18 protein-coding genes, 1 tRNA gene and 1 pseudogene are annotated in these 15,861 nt (G+C 72.0%); 10 read left to right on the forward strand and 10 right to left on the reverse strand.

Translation table 11 applies throughout. From position 1 onward, the window contains the following. Positions 1-124 precede the first annotated feature (124 nt). The 7 genes from ACP95_RS05725 to btuC form a co-directional block, all read right to left on the reverse strand. Positions 125-406, reverse strand: coding sequence for a helix-turn-helix domain-containing protein (locus ACP95_RS05725; protein WP_161782058.1), 282 nt, complete (start codon positions 404-406; stop codon positions 125-127). 5 nt (positions 407-411) lie between these two features. Next, the gene (locus ACP95_RS05730; protein WP_049980288.1) at positions 412-708 is read right to left on the reverse strand and encodes a GntR family transcriptional regulator; all 297 of its coding nucleotides are present in this window, start codon (positions 706-708) and stop codon (positions 412-414) included. Beyond that, complete coding sequence (locus ACP95_RS05735; RefSeq protein ID WP_049980289.1) at positions 708-1,250, reverse strand: hypothetical protein; 543 nt, start codon at positions 1,248-1,250, stop codon at positions 708-710. The genes ACP95_RS05730 and ACP95_RS05735 overlap by 1 nt, the downstream gene beginning before the upstream one ends. Before the next feature lie 66 nt (positions 1,251-1,316). Next, positions 1,317-1,389: transfer RNA gene (locus ACP95_RS05740), tRNA-Thr, on the reverse strand. Positions 1,390-1,445: 56 nt separating this feature from the next. Next, positions 1,446-2,447 carry a class I SAM-dependent methyltransferase gene (locus ACP95_RS05745; RefSeq protein WP_049980290.1) on the reverse strand — a complete coding sequence of 334 codons (1,002 nt, stop codon included), beginning with the start codon at positions 2,445-2,447 and terminating at the stop codon, positions 1,446-1,448. A gap of 40 nt (positions 2,448-2,487) precedes the next feature. Beyond that, on the reverse strand, positions 2,488-3,774 hold the full coding sequence (locus tag ACP95_RS05750; protein ID WP_154018475.1) for an ATP-binding cassette domain-containing protein: 1,287 nt from the start codon (positions 3,772-3,774) through the stop codon (positions 2,488-2,490). Then, positions 3,771-4,844 (reverse strand): vitamin B12 ABC transporter permease BtuC, encoded by a 1,074-nt coding sequence (btuC, locus tag ACP95_RS05755; protein WP_049980291.1) that lies wholly within the window; start codon positions 4,842-4,844, stop codon positions 3,771-3,773. The genes ACP95_RS05750 and btuC overlap by 4 nt, the downstream gene beginning before the upstream one ends. Positions 4,845-4,904: 60 nt before the next feature. Between btuC and ACP95_RS05760 the strand changes: the two genes are divergently transcribed. The 4 genes from ACP95_RS05760 to ACP95_RS05775 are packed head-to-tail and all read left to right on the forward strand — an operon-like array spanning position 4,905 to position 7,629. Beyond that, positions 4,905-6,050 (forward strand): PGF-CTERM-anchored ABC transporter substrate-binding protein, encoded by a 1,146-nt coding sequence (locus tag ACP95_RS05760; RefSeq protein WP_049980315.1) that lies wholly within the window; start codon positions 4,905-4,907, stop codon positions 6,048-6,050. 44 nt (positions 6,051-6,094) lie between these two features. Further along, on the forward strand, positions 6,095-6,373 hold the full coding sequence (srp19, locus tag ACP95_RS16305; RefSeq protein ID WP_049980292.1) for a signal recognition particle subunit SRP19: 279 nt from the start codon (positions 6,095-6,097) through the stop codon (positions 6,371-6,373). Next, positions 6,373-6,600, forward strand: coding sequence for an H/ACA ribonucleoprotein complex subunit GAR1 (locus ACP95_RS16310; RefSeq protein WP_049980293.1), 228 nt, complete (start codon positions 6,373-6,375; stop codon positions 6,598-6,600). The genes srp19 and ACP95_RS16310 overlap by 1 nt, the downstream gene beginning before the upstream one ends. Positions 6,601-6,648: 48 nt before the next feature. After that, positions 6,649-7,629, forward strand: coding sequence for a presenilin family intramembrane aspartyl protease PSH (locus ACP95_RS05775; RefSeq protein WP_049980294.1), 981 nt, complete (start codon positions 6,649-6,651; stop codon positions 7,627-7,629). Between the two features lie 12 nt (positions 7,630-7,641). On the opposite strand, the gene ACP95_RS05780 is transcribed toward ACP95_RS05775, so the two are convergent. The 3 genes from ACP95_RS05780 to ACP95_RS05790 all read right to left on the reverse strand — a co-directional run bounded on the left by ACP95_RS05780 (position 7,642) and on the right by ACP95_RS05790 (position 9,580). After that, positions 7,642-8,127, reverse strand: a complete 486-nt coding sequence (locus ACP95_RS05780) for a PUA domain-containing protein (protein WP_049980295.1) — start codon at positions 8,125-8,127, stop codon at positions 7,642-7,644. A 193-nt stretch (positions 8,128-8,320) separates the two neighbouring features. Next, complete coding sequence (locus tag ACP95_RS05785; RefSeq protein ID WP_049980296.1) at positions 8,321-8,818, reverse strand: LabA-like NYN domain-containing protein; 498 nt, start codon at positions 8,816-8,818, stop codon at positions 8,321-8,323. Between the two features lie 39 nt (positions 8,819-8,857). Further along, the gene (locus ACP95_RS05790; RefSeq protein WP_049980297.1) at positions 8,858-9,580 is read right to left on the reverse strand and encodes a hypothetical protein; all 723 of its coding nucleotides are present in this window, start codon (positions 9,578-9,580) and stop codon (positions 8,858-8,860) included. Positions 9,581-9,839: 259 nt separating this feature from the next. Here ACP95_RS05790 and dapA point away from each other — a divergent pair, with 259 nt between their 5' ends. The 6 genes and pseudogenes from dapA (at position 9,840) to ACP95_RS05820 (ending at position 15,766) form a co-directional block, all read left to right on the forward strand. Continuing rightward, positions 9,840-10,745 carry a 4-hydroxy-tetrahydrodipicolinate synthase gene (gene dapA / locus ACP95_RS05795; protein ID WP_049980316.1) on the forward strand — a complete coding sequence of 302 codons (906 nt, stop codon included), beginning with the start codon at positions 9,840-9,842 and terminating at the stop codon, positions 10,743-10,745. Continuing rightward, a complete protein-coding gene (gene dapB / locus ACP95_RS05800) occupies positions 10,745-11,527 on the forward strand; it encodes a 4-hydroxy-tetrahydrodipicolinate reductase (RefSeq protein ID WP_049980298.1) in 783 nt (260 codons plus the stop codon). Before dapA ends, dapB begins: the two co-directional genes overlap by 1 nt. A gap of 28 nt (positions 11,528-11,555) precedes the next feature. Continuing rightward, the gene (locus ACP95_RS05805; protein WP_049980299.1) at positions 11,556-12,389 is read left to right on the forward strand and encodes a 2,3,4,5-tetrahydropyridine-2,6-dicarboxylate N-succinyltransferase; all 834 of its coding nucleotides are present in this window, start codon (positions 11,556-11,558) and stop codon (positions 12,387-12,389) included. Beyond that, a pseudogene (gene lysA, locus ACP95_RS05810) lies at positions 12,386-13,692 on the forward strand (diaminopimelate decarboxylase). Before ACP95_RS05805 ends, lysA begins: the two are co-directional and overlap by 4 nt. Further along, positions 13,689-14,573 (forward strand): diaminopimelate epimerase, encoded by an 885-nt coding sequence (dapF, locus tag ACP95_RS05815; protein ID WP_049980300.1) that lies wholly within the window; start codon positions 13,689-13,691, stop codon positions 14,571-14,573. Before lysA ends, dapF begins: the two are co-directional and overlap by 4 nt. Next, complete coding sequence (locus tag ACP95_RS05820; RefSeq protein WP_049980301.1) at positions 14,570-15,766, forward strand: M20/M25/M40 family metallo-hydrolase; 1,197 nt, start codon at positions 14,570-14,572, stop codon at positions 15,764-15,766. The genes dapF and ACP95_RS05820 overlap by 4 nt, the downstream gene beginning before the upstream one ends. The last annotated feature ends 95 nt before the right edge of the window (positions 15,767-15,861 follow it).

Below are 15,861 nucleotides of genomic sequence, written 5' to 3' on the forward strand. Positions count from 1 at the left end.
CGATCACCTCCCAGAGCGCCGGTGACGGCAGCCCCAAGCCGGCCGAGACACTCCTCGCAGTACGGGCGATTACGCGGAACGCCGTCGGCGCCACAGGGACACTGGGAAGAAAGGAAGATCTCCCTCACCGTCCCTCACCTCCGTCGAGCAGCGCCGTCGGCGCCCACGACAGCCGCGCGCGATAGTTCTCGGGGGCGGCGCCGTGGACCTGCTGGACGACGCCCTGGGCTTCGAGCCGCTGGAGCACGCCGTAGACGGTCTTTCGGGTCCGACCGAGCTCTCTCGCGAGCCGCGGCGTGGGAACACCGCCATCCAGCAGGTCGGTCTCGCCACGCTGGTAGAGCCGCCAGAGTGCTTCGAAGACTTCGGGCTCGATGTTCGACGGCCCACGCGGATCGTGTGCCATCGACATCACGCCGACGCACCTCCTTCGAGCAGCGCGGTGGGAACGAACGACCGACGGGCACGCAGGCTCTCGGGCGCGGCGCCATCGCGCGCGGTGATGACGCCTCGCTGTTCCAGTCGCTGGAGCGCACTCCGCGCCGCACTATGACTCGCCTCGAGCTCGTCGGCGATCCGCGCTGAGGCAACGCCGCCGTCGAGGAGATCCGTCTCGCCGCGCCTGTACAGCCGCCAGCAGACCTCGAACACCGCGGGCTCGATCTCCGAGGATCGGATCCGCTCGCGAGACCGCGCGACTTTCGACATCACGCCGACTCACCCCCGTAGAGGGCGGCCAGCGCATCGTCGCTCCACGCGTGCACGCCGAGGCGGTGCTCGACGTCCTGGAGGAACTCGCCGGCGTGCTGGCGGGCGACCTCGGTACTGCTCTGTGTCTCGAGGCCACGGTCGACGGTACGGTACGCGACGAGCTCGCCTGGGTCGGCCTCCTCGTAGAGTGCGTGGCCGCTCGCGAGCAGCGCGATCGCGACGAACTGCTCCTCGAACAGCTGCTCGGGAACCTCCTCGAAGGTGAGGAAGCGTGCCCCGCGCGTCGCGTGCGCGGTCACATCCTCTTCGACGGCCGCCTGTACGCGCTCGAACAGCTCCGGGTGGTGCGCTCGGTAGCGTGCCAGGTGGTAACCGCAGTAGGCGATGTCGCCGCCGACGGAGTGCCACGGGACGCGGAAGACGGCGTCCGCGTTACAGGCACCGACTCCACAGGAAACGGAGGGCCCGACAGGCCCGATTTCTGCCTCGAGGAAGGATTGTGCAGCAGCGTTGAACTGCGGGAAGCGACCGCGGCTCATACGGCCACCTCCGGGGTAGCTACAGCGCTACCGATTTCTCTAAAGGGCTTTGAACAAGCGGTAGAGAGCCGGAGGAGGGATTTGAACCCTCGACCTATTCCTTACGAAGGAATCGCTCTGCCAGCTGAGCTACTCCGGCGCGTCCATCCCCACGTACCGGCAACGCGGACATAAGGGTTCCGAAACCCGGCGCAGTCAGTCGATCCGGTCGAGCCGCGCGTCGAGGCAGACGTTCAGTTCGTGGGGCGCGTACGAGCGCACGACCCGCTCCTCGAGCACCGTCACCGCGTACTCGTCGCCGGCCGCCTCTTCGAGCGCCGTCGTCGCCCGCTCGAACGGCGCGTCCTCGTGCTGGATGTCGTAGAGGTGGACCACACACGACTCCCCCGCGAACGCGACCGCGGCGTCGGCGAACTCCGCCGCGGTGTGCGGGAGGTTCATCACCAGCCGGTCCGCCCAGTCGGCGTACTCCTCGGTCAGCTCGCGCACGTCGCCGACGTGGGTGGTGATCCGGTCGGCGACGCCGTTGCGCTCGGCGTTCTCCTCGAGGTACGCGATCGCCTCGGAGTTGATGTCGCAGGCCACCACTTCCGCGCCCGCGCTCGCCATCGGGATCGCGTACGGCCCCACGCCGGCGAACATGTCCAGGGCGTGCTCGCCGGGCTCGACCTGCTCGACGACGCGGTTGCGCTCGGTGGCGAGCCGCGGCGAGAAGTACACCTCGTCCACGTCGACGGCGAACTCGTGGCCGTACTCGCGGTGGACCGTCTCCGTGGGCGCCCCGTCGTCGCCCTCGTCGGCCAGCACCTCCCAGTCCCGGACGCGGGTCTCGCCTTTCACTTTCGAGTCGCGGTTGAGAACGCTCCGGACCGGGATGTCCGACTCGACGACCGCCTCCGCGATCGCCGCCGCACGGTCGGGGTCGTCCTCGTCGACGAGCACTACGTCGCCGAGTCGCTCGTACGTCGGCTCGTAGCCGAGCAGGTCCGCGGGCGTGCGCTGGGGCGTCCGCGAGGGCACGTCCCGCCGGGTGACCGACAGGTCCGCCGGCACCGCGTCGGGGTCCGTCACGGGGATGTACAGGTCGCCGTCGGCGACCTCGATGCCGAACGACTGGTCGATCAGGTCCGCCTCGGCGAGTCGCTGTCGGGTCGCCTCGCCGTCCGCGCGGGCGACGACGACGCAGGGCCGCTCCATACATGGCTTCGGCGGCCGGCGGGAGTAAGGATGACGGAACTCAGGCGAGGGCGGCCAGCAGCTCCGGCGTCGACGCCGCGACGCCGGCCTCGCCGACCCGGAGCCGGCGGTACGCCTCCGCAGCCGCCTCGTCGCGCGTCCGCTCGTTCGTCGGGCGCTCCTCGATGCAGTACGCCGGCGTCCCGCTCTCGGCGACCGCCGACAGCACCGGCGCCAGCCCCGCGGTGAGCTCCACGTCGGCGACGACGACCGCGTCGGCGCGCTCGACCAGCACCCCCAGGCGCTCCAGCGCCGCGTCGTCGACGCCCTCGAGCGCGCCGACCTCGAGCGTCTCCAACCCCAGCGCGTCGGCGACCGCGGCGTCGCTGTCGCCGGCCGAGAGAGGGCCGACCGTCGCTTCCACGCCGGCGCGGTCGAGCCGGGTCAGCAGCGAGCCCGCACGCCCACCGCCGGCGACGACGTGGACGCGGTCGACCGGCGGGATCTCCGGCTCGGCGTCGGGGTCCAAGTCCGCCAGCGCGGTCACGCGCGGGCGCTCGGTGACGGGGTCCGGCGTCACGACCGCGTCCACGTCGAACGCGTCGCCGACGGTCGCGCCGGTGAGCACCGACTCGGGCGCCCCGTCGGCGACGATCCCGCCGTCGGCGACGACGACGATCCGGTCGCAGTACCGCGCCGCGGTGTCGAGGTCGTGGATCGCCGCGATCGCGGTCCGGCCCTCCTCGACCAGCTCCGCGACCGTCTCGAACGTCCGGAGTCGGTGGTTGGGGTCGAGGCTGGCGGTCGGCTCGTCGAGGAGCAGCAGCGGCGTCTCCTGGGCCAGTGCGCGGGCCAGCAGCACCCGCGAGCGCTCGCCCCCGGAGATCTCGGTCACGGGCCGGTCCGCGAACTCGGCGACCTCGGTCCGCTCCATCGCCCGTTCGACGGTCGCGTGGTCGTCGTCGCCCATCGCGCCGAACCGCGGCACGTGCGGCGTCCGGCCCATCTCGACGATCTCCCGGACCGCGAAGGAGAAGGCGATCGAGGTGTCCTGTGGCACCGTCGCCACCCGGCGGCCGAGCGCCTTCGCCGAGAGGTCGGCGACCGGGTCGCCCGCGACGCGGACCACCCCGCTGTCTGGGGCGAGCGTCCCGCGAGCCGTGCGCAGAAGCGTCGTCTTCCCCGCGCCGTTGGGGCCGACGAGGCCGACGAGCTCGCCGCGACCCACGTCGAGGCTCACGCCGTCGAGCACCTCGGTCGCACCGAGGCTGACCGAGAGCTCGTCGATGGAGAGCACTGGGCCGGCGTCCGCGGTCGATCCCGCCGTGGCGGTGGTGTCGTCGGTCATAGCTCGTGGACCCTCCGTTTGCGCAGCAGGAACAGGAAGAACGGTGCGCCGACCGCGGCCGTCACGATGCCGACCGGGAGCTCCTGGGGCGCGCTCCGGGCGGCCGTGTCCGCGGCGACGAGAAAGGCCGACCCCGTGATCGCCGCCGTGGGGAGCAGGATCCGGTGGTCCGGGCCGACGACGAGGCGCATCACGTGGGGGACGATCAGGCCGACGAAGCCGATGACGCCGGAGACGGCGACGCCGGCGCCGGTGACGACCGCCGACACCGCGAGCAGCAGGCGCTTCGTGCGCTCGACCTCGATCCCGAGGCCGGCGGCCTCCTCCTCCCCCAGCAGCAGGACGTTCAGGTCCCGCGCGTACGCGAGCAGGACGACGAAACAGCCGAGGACGAACAGCGGCAGCACTGGGACACCGGCCACGGGGACGAAGTCCGCCCACCCGGCGTTGTCGAGGTGGCCCATCAGCCAGTAGACGACGCGGCGCATGCTCTCGCCCGACTGCAGCAGGAGGAACGAGGTGACGGCGCCGAGGAACGTCTGCACCGCGACCCCGGCGAGCAGCAGCGTCGCCACCGGCGTCCGACCGTTCTCGGTCGCGATCGCGTAGACGCCGAAGGCGGTGAGCAGCGCGCCGGCGAACGCGGCGGGCTCCAGCCCCAGCCCGAACGGGATCGACGCCGGGACGACGATCGACGCGACGGCGCCGACCGCCGCGCCCGAGGAGACGCCGATGATCGAGGGGTCGGCCATCGGGTTGCGGAAGAACCCCTGCATCACCGTGCCCGCGGCGCCGAGGGCGAAGCCGACCAGCGCGCCCAGCAGGATCCGCGGGAGCCGGACCCGCATCACGATCGCGCGGTGGGAGCTCCGCAACGAGAACTCGAAGGGGTGGTACCAGACGACCTCACCCCCGGAGATGGTCGGCAGCGCGATCGCCCCGAGGACGGCCTTCAGCGCCGTCTCGGCGGGCACCGGAACCGGGCCGATCCCCGCGCTGACGACGACGACGCCGGCGAGCGCGACGGCTAAGCCCGCCGACCAGCCGGTGGCGCGCCTCGCGACGCTCATGTACTCAAACCTGAGTTGCGTTAGACAAATACTTGTTGCACTAGCCGCGAGGTGGAGGCGATGCGAACGCGAACGACGCTACTGATCGTACTGTGTACGCTTCTCGCGGCCGTCGCGCCGGCCGGCGCGGTCGGCGCGCCCGACGCGTCGACGCCGAGCGTCGACGCCGACGCGGCGGTCCAGCAGGAAGTGCCCGACTGCTCGTTCCCCGTCACGTCGACCGACGCCACCGGCACCGAGGTGACCGTCGAGGAGAAGCCCGAGACGGTGACGACCCTCGGCGCTAGCGCGGCCCAGACGATGTGGGAGATCGGCGGCAAGGAGCAGGTCGTCGGGCTCAGCAGTAACGCCCACTACCTCGCCGACGCCGAGAGCCGAACGAACGTCTCCGCCAGCGGCTTCGGCTACAGCACGGAAGCTGTCGTCGGCACCGAGGCGGACCTAGTGCTCGCGGCCAACATCGTGCCGGAGGAGACCGTCACCGCGCTGCGGGACGCCGGCATGACGGTGTACCAGTTCGAGGCCGCGACCTCGATCGAGGACGTGGCGAACAAGACGACGATGATCGGCAAGCTCACCGGGAACTGCGAGGGCGCCGCCGAGGCGAACGCGTGGATGAACGCGAACGTCGTGACCGCACAGGAAGTCACGGCCGACACGGAGTCGCCCGAGCTGCTGGTCCCCCTCAGCGGCGGCTCGCTGGTCGGCGGCGGGACGTTCATCAACGCGATGGTCGAGGCCGCCGGCGGCACGAACCTCGCCGTCGAGGCGTTCAACAGCTCCTACCCCTACCAGGTGTCCGACGAGACGATCCTCGAACTGAACCCCGAGATGCTGGTGCTGCAGGAGGGGCTCGAGGGCCTGATCACGCAGGAGCCGTACGCGTCGACGACCGCCGGCCAGAACAACGCCAGCGTGGTCGTCGACCCGAACTACCTGAGCCAGCCCGCGCCGCGCTCGGTGGTGTACTCCACGCGGAACCTGACCGAAGGGTTCCACCCCGACGCGGCCGCGAGCGCGGAGTGGACCGCCAAGTCCGAGGTGAGCGTCGGGACGGAGACGGCGACCGCGACCCCGACCGAGGCCGTGACCGAGTCGACGCCGACGCCCGAGCAGCCGACGACGACTGAAGGCCCCGGCTTCGGCGGCGTCGCCGCCGTCGCCGCCCTCAGCGCGGGTGCGGCGCTGCTCGCACGACGCGACTGAGCGGCACCAAAACCGCTTTCCGCGACCACGGCTTCTTCTCTCGCATGATCGAGAACGTCGTCTACCCCGCGTACATCGACGCGGCGTACAGCCGTTCGGAGGGCCGGCGGGTGCCGATCGACGAGGCGGTCGAGGAGCCCACGGTCGACGAGATCGCCAAGGCGGTCCAGCAGGTGGGGTACGACGCCGTCGTCGAACGCGACAAGAGCTACTCCCGGGAGTACGAACAGCGCGGCCGCGTGCTCGTCCAGGGGGCCGACGACGCCAGCAAGAACGACCTCGTGCAGGCGATCGCGGCGTACGTCGCGATCCTCCGGGACTGATGGAGCGGGTCGGCACGGTCTCCCGGACCGCACAGGGGCTTGCGATCGTTCGCTGTCCCGGTAGCGACCACCCCCGGATCGGCCAGACGGTCGTCGACGAGAGCCTCGACACGGTCGGGCGCGTCGTCGACGTGTTCGGGCCCGTCTCACAGCCGTACGTCGCGGTGTCGCCGGCGGACCGGGACGGGCTCACGGCGCTGGTGGGACAGAAGCTGTACGCCCGGTAGCGTCGCGCGACCACAACGGCCAAACCTCCCGCGGGAGAACGGCCGGCAATGACCTCCCGTGCGTTCCGCGGCACCGCGTTCGCGGCGCTCGTCTTCCTGCTCGTCCAGCTCGGCGCGCTGGCGCTGGTCCCCTCCTTCGAGGCCAGCGGCTACCAGCAGTTCGAGAACCCCCAGAACCCCACGAACAGCCTGATCTACGTCGTCCTGATCCTCGTGATGACGGCGCTGATGCTCGCCGCGTTCCGGTACGATTTCGACTGGGTGGTGCGGGCGTTCGTCGTGTTCACGAGCGGCCTGCTCGCGTGGTACGTCCTCGGCGTGTTCCTCCCCGACATCGCGGCGATCCCGCTGTCGGCGCTGATCGCCGTCGCGCTCTGGGTGTACCCCGAGTGGTACGTCATCGACGCCGCCGGGGTGGTGATGGGCGCCGGCGCCGCCGGCCTGTTCGGCATCAGCTTCGGCGTCCTGCCGGCGATCCTCCTACTCGCCGTGCTGGCGGTGTACGACGCGATCTCGGTCTACGGCACCGAGCACATGCTCGACCTCGCGGAGGGCGTGATGGATCTCCGCGTCCCGGTGGTACTGGTGATCCCGCTGACGCTGGGGTTCTCGATCCTGCCGGACGAGGACGCGGAAGAGGAGAGCGATGCGGGGGACGACGACGCCGAGGGCAGTAGCGATGGATCGGTCTCCGAGGAGGCCGCGGTCGAGGGCGAGGGGCCCGACGTGGCCGACCGCGACGCGTTCTTCATCGGCCTCGGCGACGCGGTGATGCCGACGGTGCTCGTCGCCAGCGCCGCCCACTTCTCGCCGGCGGCGCCGATCGATCTCGGCGTCGACCTCGCGGTGAACCTCCCCGCGCTGGCGGCGATGGTCGGCACGTTCCTCGGGCTGTTCGTCCTGCTACGGATGGTGTTCGCGGGACGCGCCCACGCCGGGCTGCCGCTGCTCAACGGCGGCGCGATCGGCGGCTACCTCGCGGGGTCGGTCGCCGCCGGCGTCCCGATCCTGACGGCTCTGGGGCTGTAGACCCGAAAACGGCTACTCCGCGGCGTCAACGTACTCGTCGACGCCCTCCCGGACCATCACCGCCATCCCCGTCCCGAAATCCCGCATCCCCTCGGCGGCGAGCTCCGCGCGGCCGACGCCCAGCAGCTCGCCGTCCTCGTGGACCACAAGCACCTCGTCGCCCGGCCGGATCTCCGGCCCGCAGTCGTCGACGAACTTCGCGAACGTGTTCTCGCCCTCGCGGACGAACGGTTCGGACTCGTCGCCGACGTAGACGCGGTAGGCGGGCGCGTCGAGGCGGTCGTGGAGGCGGCGCCCGCCCGCGAAGCCGAGCGTGAAGCGGCCGTCGGTGCCCATCGACGCCAGCCGGCCGTCGGGGGCGTGGATCTGGCTGGGGCGGCCGCCGGTGGAGTAGTCGATCTCGAGGTGGGCCTCCGCGGGGAACAGCGCGTCGCCGGCGCCGCGGCCGAACTGGTAGTCGGCCGTGGTCCGCAGGTCCGCACGCGAGGTCTTGGCCATGCCCGAACGGGTGGACGCGCCGGGGAAAAGCGTCTCGAAGCCCGGGGGCGGCTACACAGAGCCACGGCGTGGGCTCCGGTGCCGCGAGACGGAGCTCGCGGCTGGTCACGCGCCGTTGTTGGTCACACACAGCCACGGCATCAGGTTCGTGCCGTCGACATGGCGTCGACGGTTGGTCACGCGCCGTGGCTGGTCAGAGTAAGAACTCCTCCTCGCGCTCGGCCATGTCGTGGAACGCGTCGGCGGCGTCGATCAGCTCCTCGGCGGTCGAGCTCTCGAAGCAGAACACCTCGACGCGGACGCCCTCGTGGCGCAGGTGTGAGCAGAGCCGCGCGAAGTCGCCGTCGCCTGAGGCGAGCACCAGCGTGTCGACTTTCTCCGCCAGCGTGACCGCGTCGAGCACGATCCCCACGTCCCAGTCGGCCTTCTGGGAGCCGTCGCCGAACGTCTTGATCTCCTTGATCTTGCGCTCGAACCCGATGTCCTCGAGCGCCTCGAAGAACGACTCCTCCTCCGGCGAGTCCGCGCGGATGACGTACGCCAGCGCCCGCACCAGCTCGCGGTCCATCACCGCCTTCTCGAGCAGCGCGGAGTAGTCGATGTTCCGGGAGTAGAGGCTCTGGGCCGTGTGATAGAGGTTCTGCGCGTCGGCGAGCACCGCGACGCGCTGGCCCTCGTGGATCTCGGTCATTATCCGTTCGTTGCCGGGCACCCGTTAAAAAATTCTGTCTCACGCGGATCCCGTGGTGTCGCCGACGGAGAGCGATCCCTCCACGGCGAGGCTGCCTTCGGCGGCGACGTCGAGGGTGAGTTCGGTGTGGATCGACTGGTCCGTCCCCTCGACCGAAAGCTCCTCCTGAACGGTGTAGCTCCCCTGTGGGCAGTCGGCACCCGCGGGGGCGAGGGGGTAGAACTCCGCCTCGACAGTCTCGCCGTCGGAGAGTTCGGCCGCGTCCGCGAGATCCGTCCGGAGAAAGCCGTCGCCGGGGGCACGCCAGCAGCCATCGTACGTCGCGTCTCGGAGCCGCGCCCTCCCTTCAGGGTCGCCGTCTCGCGTCCACGAGTAGTCGTTGATGCGGTCCGATTCTTCGGGGAGCAACAGGAGTGCATCGTTCGAACCGTCGGCGACACCACCGCTGACAGGGATCAGGTGTCCGCCAACGAGACGAACCGCTCTCCCCAACCGATTCGTCAGCGACGCGCGAACCTTCCCGGGCGCGTCCTCGCTCGCCTGGCGAACCACGTTCACTGAGAACGCTAGATCCGACGTCTCGAGCGGCGGTGGCGTCGCTGTCGCCGTCGACGATTCGGTGGTCGTCGAGGAGGGCGATTCCGTCGGCTGCTCACTGTCGGAGGGGGAAACCGTCGACGACGTCTCACCACCGCCACAGCCAGCCAACGTCGTCACACCCGCAACCGCTGCGAGCAGCGTCCTGCGGGACCGATCGACCATACCTCGACGTGTTCCGCCGTGGATAAATGTCTCGTGGCGACGACGGAGCAGAACCGTTATGGGTGTCGCACTCCCGGAACCGAGTATGACGCGACCTTCGGGACTCGCCGGCGAGGCCCTCTGCCGAGCCCCGACTGTCGCACCCCGCTGCGGTAAACGAAGCAAACGCTGATTTTCTCCCGCTGCCGGCCGGTGTCGCGCCCGGTCGCCGGTGGACTCCCGACTGCACCGCGCAGCGACCGCCACACGCGACACCAAAATGACCACACCGTTCAGCGGGGTTTTCCCCGCCATGACCACTCCCTTCCGGGAGGACCGAAGCATCGACCACGACAGACTCGCCGCCGACGCCCAGCGCCTCGAAGCCGCCGGCGTCGACGGGCTCGTCCCCGTCGGCTCGACGGGCGAGTCCGCGACACTGACCCACGACGAACACGCCGCCGTCGTCGAGACGGTCGTCGACGCCGTCGACGACGTGCCGGTGATCGCCGGCGCCGGCTCGAACGCGACCCACGAGGCCGTCAGCCTCGCCGAGGACGCCGAGGCCGCCGGCGCCGACGCCGTGCTGCTGATATCGCCGTACTACAACAAGCCCGAGGCTGCGGGCTACCTCGACCACTACCGCACGATCGCCGACGCGATCGACCTGCCGAGCATCGTCTACAACGTCCCCTCGCGAACGGGCCGGAACGTCCCCGTCGACGTGGTCGCCGAACTGGCCGAACACCCGACCATTCGGGGGTACAAGGCCGCCAGCGGCGACCTCGGCCGCGTCTCCGAGGTGATCGAACGCACGAGCGACGAGCAGTTCTCCGTCCTCTCGGGCGACGACGGGCTCACGCTGCCGATCTGCTCGCTCGGCGGCACCGGGACGATCAGCGTCGTCGCCAACGTCGAGCCCGAGCGCACCGGCGCGATGGTCGGCGCCGCGCTGGCGGGGCACATGGACCGCGCCCGCGACCTGCATTACGAGCTCGCCCCCCTCGTCCGCGAGCTGTTCGTCGAGACCAACCCCATCCCGGTGACGGAGGCGATGGCGATCCGCGAGGACCACCCGCCGCACGTTCGCTCCCCACTCACCCGGCTCTCCACCGAGAAGCGCGCCGACCTGCGCGAGGCGCTCGCGGCAGTCGCCGAGGAGCCGACGCCGGAGGTGCCCGCCTGATGGCGGCCGAGCCGACCCGGATCGTCGTCACCGGCGCCAGCGGCCGGATGGGCGAGGAACTGCTCGAATCCGCCGGCGACCGCGCGGACGTGCAGGTCGTCGCCGCCGTCGCCCGGACGCCCGGATCGGTCACCGTCGAAGCCTCGGTCGGCACCCAACTCGACGCGACGCTGCGCGACGAGGAGAGCGTCGACGCCGTCGTCGACTTCACCGCGCCGGAAGCCACCGCGGAGTACGCCGGAATCGCCGCCGCGCACGGCGCCGCGTTCGTCACCGGAACCACCGGGCTCGAGGGCCACGACACCGACCCGCTCGGTGAGCTCGACGAGGCGAGCGAGTCGGTGCCGGTGCTCCACGCCAGCAACTTCTCCCGGGGGATCGCCGCGCTCCGCGGCGCGATCCGGGAGGCCGCGGCCTCGCTCCGGGGCTACGACGTGGAGGTCACCGAAACGCACCACAACGGGAAGCGCGACGCGCCCAGCGGCACCGCGCTCACGCTGGTCGAGGACGTCGAGGCCGAGCGCCCGGAGCTGACCGAACGCCAGCACGGCCGCGAGGGCGAGCAGCCCCGCGACGCCAGCGAGATCGGCGTCCACGCCCGCCGCGCCGGCGACGTGGCCGGCGCACACGAGGTGCTGTTCGCGGGCAACCGCGAGACCGTCTCGCTCTCACACCGCGCCGGCGACCGCGGTGTGTTCGCCGAAGGCGCGCTGGACGCCGCCGTCGCCGTCGCGGGGCGCGAGCCCGGCCGCTACGCGTTCGCCGACCTCCTGCAGGATTGATTGCCCACCGACCCACCACCAACCACCAATGAGCCTCGAAACCGAGATCTCGGACCTGTGGCACCGCTACCAGAACGGACTTACCGCCGCCGACGCCGGCGGCGACGAAATCGACACCCTCGACGCCTTCCTCGCCGCGCTGGAGGCCGGCGAGCACCGCGCCGCCGAGCAGGTCGGCCCCGCGAAGTGGGAGGCCGTCGAGTGGGTGAAGCGGGGCGTCCTGCTCAACTTCGGCCTGCGCGAGACCCAGCCCCGCAGCTACGGCGACGTCGACTACTACGACGTGCTCCCGCTGCGCTCGACCGACGACCTCGCCGACCGCGGCGCGCGGAACACGCCCGACGGCACCGTCCTCCGCCCGGGCTCCTACCTCGGCGAGGACGTGATCATGATGTCGCCCAGCTTCGTCAACATCGGCGCCCACGTCGGCGCCGACAGCCTCGTCGACTCCAACGACGTGGTCGGCTCCTGCGCCCAGATCGGCGAGGGAGTCAAGCTCGGCGCGAACACGCTGATCGGCGGCGTGCTCGAACCGGTCGAGGACGCGCCGGTCGTCGTCGAGGACGGCGTCTCGCTGGGCGCGGGCTGTCGGGTCACCTCGGGATTCGTCGTCGGCGAGAACTCCGTCGTCGCCGAGGACACCCTTCTCACCCCCAGAATTCCGGTCTACGACCTCGTCGAGGACGAGGTCCACTACGGCCGACTACCGCCGGAGCGCCGCGCGTTCCAGCGCTACGTCGAGTCCTCGGTCTCCGAGGAGGCGTTGATCCCGGGGAAGGCGTACAAGCCCGCCGTCGTCGCCACGAGCCTGGAGCGGGAGACGCTCGAAGCGACCCAGCGCGAGGGCGCGCTCCGGGAATGAGCGCCGACCAGCGCGACGACGAGGCGGGCGCCGACTCGCAGGGCGGGCCCGCAGTCCGACGACTCGCGGACTGGAACCGCGAGCGACTGGCGACGCTCGCCGACGAGTACGGGACGCCGCTGTACGTGTTCGACCCCGCGCGGTCCGCGAGAACTGTCGCCGGCTCCGCGGCGCGTTCCCCGACGCCGAGATCCAGTACGCCGCGAAGGCCCACACCGCCCGCCGGACGCTCGAAACCGTCCACGACGAGGGGCTGGCGATCGAGTGCGCCTCGGCGGGGGAGGTCCGCCGCGCGCTCGACGCCGGAGTCCCCGGCGCCGACGTGACCTACACCGCGGTGAACCCGCCCGCGGGGGATCTCGACCACGTCGTCGACGCTTGGGACGCGGCCCCCGGCCTGACGATCACCGCCGGCGCCGCGGACACGGTCGACCGACTCGCCGACCGCGGCTTCGACGGCCGCCTGCGCCTGCGAGTCAACCCCGGCGTCGGCGCCGGCCACCACGAGAAGGTCGTCACCGGCGGGCACCCGAAGTTCGGCGTCGGTCTCGACCGCGCGCCAGACCTCGCGGCACGCATCGACCGTGAGTTCGAGTTCGCCGGGATCCACGCCCACGCCGGCTCCGGAATCTCCGGCGACGACCTGGCGGACCACCGCGAGCTCATCCGGCGGCTGGGCGAGCTCGCCCGCGACCTCGAGTCCGCGGGCGTCGCGGTCGAGACGGTCGACGTCGGCGGCGGCTTCGGCGTCCCGTACCGCGAGGACGCGCCCCCGCTGGAGCTCGACGCCGTCGCCGACGCGACCCGGGAGGCGCTGGGCGATATCGACGGCCAGCTCGCGATCGAGCCGGGTCGCTACGTCGTCGCCGACGCAGGGGTGCTGCTGACCCGAGTGAACACGGTGAAGGAGGCGCCGGGGACGGTCGTCGCCGGCGTCGACGCCGGTCTGACGACGCTGCTCCGCCCCGCGATGTACGACGCCTACCACGCGGTCCGGAGCCTGGCGCGGGACGCGGGCGACCGCGACCAGGTCGGCGTCACCGTCGCCGGCCCGGTCTGTGAGACCGCGGACCTGCTCTGTGAGAACCGCCCGCTCCCCCGACCCGAGCGCGGCGACCTGCTCGCGGTCGGCAACGCCGGCGCGTACGGCTACGAGATGGCGTCGACGTACAACTCCCGGCCGCGGCCCGCGGAGGTCACCGTCGACGGCGGGCTCCTGCGCCGCCGGGAGTCGCTCGCGGACGTGAGCCGCCTCGACGCGCCGGCAGCGTCAAGTCGCCGGCCCGAGGAGCACGAGCCATGAGCGTCCCGTTCGAGAAGTACGACGGCGCGGGCAACGACTTCGTCGTCGTGGACGCGGGCTCCGCCGTCGAGGACCGCGCGGCGTTCGCCCGCGCGCACTGCGACCGGGAGACGGGCGTGGTCGGCGAGGGGGACGGACGCCGCGGCGCCGACGGCGTGCTGTTCCTCTCGCTCGACGACACCGACCCCGCGAGGGTGACGATGACGCTGGTCCAGCCCGACGGCTCGATCGCCGAGATGTGCGGCAACGGCGCGCGTTGTGTCGCCGCGTGGGCCGCCGACCGCTCGGGGGCGTCGACGGTCGACATCGACACGCCCGCGGGGCGGCGCCGCGCGGTCGTGGACGACGACGCCGTCGCGGTGGAGATGGGGCGACCGACGTTCGACCCCGGGTCGGTCCCGCTCGCGGGCGAGGAGCCACTCGTCGACGCGGCGCTCGACGAACTCGACGGCACCCCCGCGGCCGGACTGCGGATCACCGCGGTGAACACTGGCGTCCCCCACGCGGTCGTGTTCGTCGACGACGTGGACGCGGTCGAGGTCGACGCCGTCGCGCCGCCGATCCGCCACGCCGAAGCGTTCCCCGACGGCGCGAACATGACGTTCGCCGCCCCGGACCGCGACGATGTCGGGTTCCGCCAGCGGACGTTCGAGCGCGGCGTCGAGGGGGAGACGCGAGCCTGCGGCACCGGCGCCGTCGCCGTCGCCGCCGCGGCGAAGCGCCTCGGTCGGCTCCCGGGGAACACAAGCGACTGGGTTTCCGTAACCCCGCCGGGCGGCGAACTCGGCGTCGCCGTCCCCGACGACGGCCCGGCGCGGCTGCGCGGGCCAGCCGAGAAGCGCTTCGCGGGCGAGCTCCCCGTGCCGGTGGGCGAGCCGTGAGCGTCGACCCGATCGAGTTCCTCGCCGACGCGGTCCGGGCCGACTCGACGACGGACGTGCGAGAGGCCCGCGACTTGCTGCTCGACGCGCTGCGGGACGCCGGCCTCGAGCCGCGCGTCGACGCCGCGGGGAACGTCCGCGCCAGTCGCGGCTCGGGGCGGCCCCACCTCGTGTTCAACACCCACCTCGACACCGTCTCGCCGCACGTTCCCTACGAGCGCGACGGCGACACGATCCACGGCCGGGGCGCCTGCGACGCGAAGGGCTCGCTCGCGGCGCTGCTCGCGGCGTTTCTCGACGCCGATATCGACGCCGGGACGCTCACGCTCGCGATCACCCCGGACGAGGAGCTGCTCTCGACGGGCGCCCACGCGCTGCTGACCGGCGAGGTCGCGCCCGGCGGCCCCGGCGAGACGGGGGCCAGCGTCGATCCCCTCGGGGCGGAGTTGCCCGACCCGGACGCGTTCGTCGTCGGCGAGCCGACCGGCCTCGACGTGTGTACCGCCGCTCGCGGGCGGTTCGAGGGGACGATCGCGGTCGAGGGCACCGCCGCCCACGCCGCAAGCCCCGAGTCGGGCGTCAACGCCGTCTCGGCCGCGGGGGCGCTCCTCGGCGCGCTCGAGACGTTCGACGACGTCGACGCCCACCCGCAGCTGGGCGAGGCCACGCTCGTCCCCACCGGGATCGACGGCGGCGAGTCGACGAACCAGGTGCCCGCCGGCTGCGAGATAACGGTCGATCGGCGTAGCGTCCCGCCGGAGACCGCCGCGGGGTTCCGCCGGGCGCTCGAGGCGCATCTCCGGGCGGCGCTCGAGGGCGCGGACGCGTCGGTCTCGTTCTCCCTTACCGAGCGCGAGACCCCGTTCCTCGAGGCGTTCGCCACCGATCCCGACGCGCCGGTCGTCGACGCGCTCGCCGACGCCGCGGCGGCCGCTGGCGAAGGGGCGGGGGTGGGCGAGCGCGGCGCGGTCCGCCCGTTCGGGGCGGCGACGGAGGCGTCGTACTTCGCGCCGGCGCCGACGGTCGTGTTCGGCCCCGGCCGCCTCGCCGACGACGAGGGCGCCGTCGCTCACGCCGAGCGGGAGTACGTCGACGCCGAGTCGGTGCGCGCGGCGGCGACCGCGCTCCGGACGGCGACCGAGCGGCTGCTGGGCGGCGACTGGTCGTCCTCGGACCGAGCTTCATCCCGGTGACTGGAGCCGGGTGTGCCCTGGGCAAGACGGGGTGAAACGCTCGAAATTGGCGGAATTTCCGGGCCGTCCCCCGCGTTCGGGAATTACTGCGGGTC

Source organism: Halolamina rubra (assembly GCF_000739555.1).
GTDB classification, from domain to species: domain Archaea; phylum Halobacteriota; class Halobacteria; order Halobacteriales; family Haloferacaceae; genus Halolamina; species Halolamina rubra.

Coding starts and splice junctions, on each gene's coding strand:
- ACP95_RS05775 (WP_049980294.1), top strand. CDS start 6,649: ATGACCTCCCGTGCGTTCCGCGGCACCGCGTTCGCGGCGCTCGTCTTC.
- ACP95_RS05725 (WP_161782058.1), bottom strand. CDS start 406: ATGGCACACGATCCGCGTGGGCCGTCGAACATCGAGCCCGAAGTCTTC.
- ACP95_RS05745 (WP_049980290.1), bottom strand. CDS start 2,447: ATGGAGCGGCCCTGCGTCGTCGTCGCCCGCGCGGACGGCGAGGCGACC.
- ACP95_RS16310 (WP_049980293.1), top strand. CDS start 6,373: ATGGAGCGGGTCGGCACGGTCTCCCGGACCGCACAGGGGCTTGCGATC.
- ACP95_RS05785 (WP_049980296.1), bottom strand. CDS start 8,818: ATGACCGAGATCCACGAGGGCCAGCGCGTCGCGGTGCTCGCCGACGCG.
- ACP95_RS05780 (WP_049980295.1), bottom strand. CDS start 8,127: ATGGCCAAGACCTCGCGTGCGGACCTGCGGACCACGGCCGACTACCAG.
- ACP95_RS05730 (WP_049980288.1), bottom strand. CDS start 708: ATGTCGAAAGTCGCGCGGTCTCGCGAGCGGATCCGATCCTCGGAGATC.
- btuC (WP_049980291.1), bottom strand. CDS start 4,844: ATGAGCGTCGCGAGGCGCGCCACCGGCTGGTCGGCGGGCTTAGCCGTC.
- srp19 (WP_049980292.1), top strand. CDS start 6,095: ATGATCGAGAACGTCGTCTACCCCGCGTACATCGACGCGGCGTACAGC.
- ACP95_RS05760 (WP_049980315.1), top strand. CDS start 4,905: ATGCGAACGCGAACGACGCTACTGATCGTACTGTGTACGCTTCTCGCG.
- dapB (WP_049980298.1), top strand. CDS start 10,745: ATGGCGGCCGAGCCGACCCGGATCGTCGTCACCGGCGCCAGCGGCCGG.
- dapF (WP_049980300.1), top strand. CDS start 13,689: ATGAGCGTCCCGTTCGAGAAGTACGACGGCGCGGGCAACGACTTCGTC.
- ACP95_RS05790 (WP_049980297.1), bottom strand. CDS start 9,580: ATGGTCGATCGGTCCCGCAGGACGCTGCTCGCAGCGGTTGCGGGTGTG.
- ACP95_RS05735 (WP_049980289.1), bottom strand. CDS start 1,250: ATGAGCCGCGGTCGCTTCCCGCAGTTCAACGCTGCTGCACAATCCTTC.
- ACP95_RS05750 (WP_154018475.1), bottom strand. CDS start 3,774: ATGACCGACGACACCACCGCCACGGCGGGATCGACCGCGGACGCCGGC.
- dapA (WP_049980316.1), top strand. CDS start 9,840: ATGACCACACCGTTCAGCGGGGTTTTCCCCGCCATGACCACTCCCTTC.
- ACP95_RS05805 (WP_049980299.1), top strand. CDS start 11,556: ATGAGCCTCGAAACCGAGATCTCGGACCTGTGGCACCGCTACCAGAAC.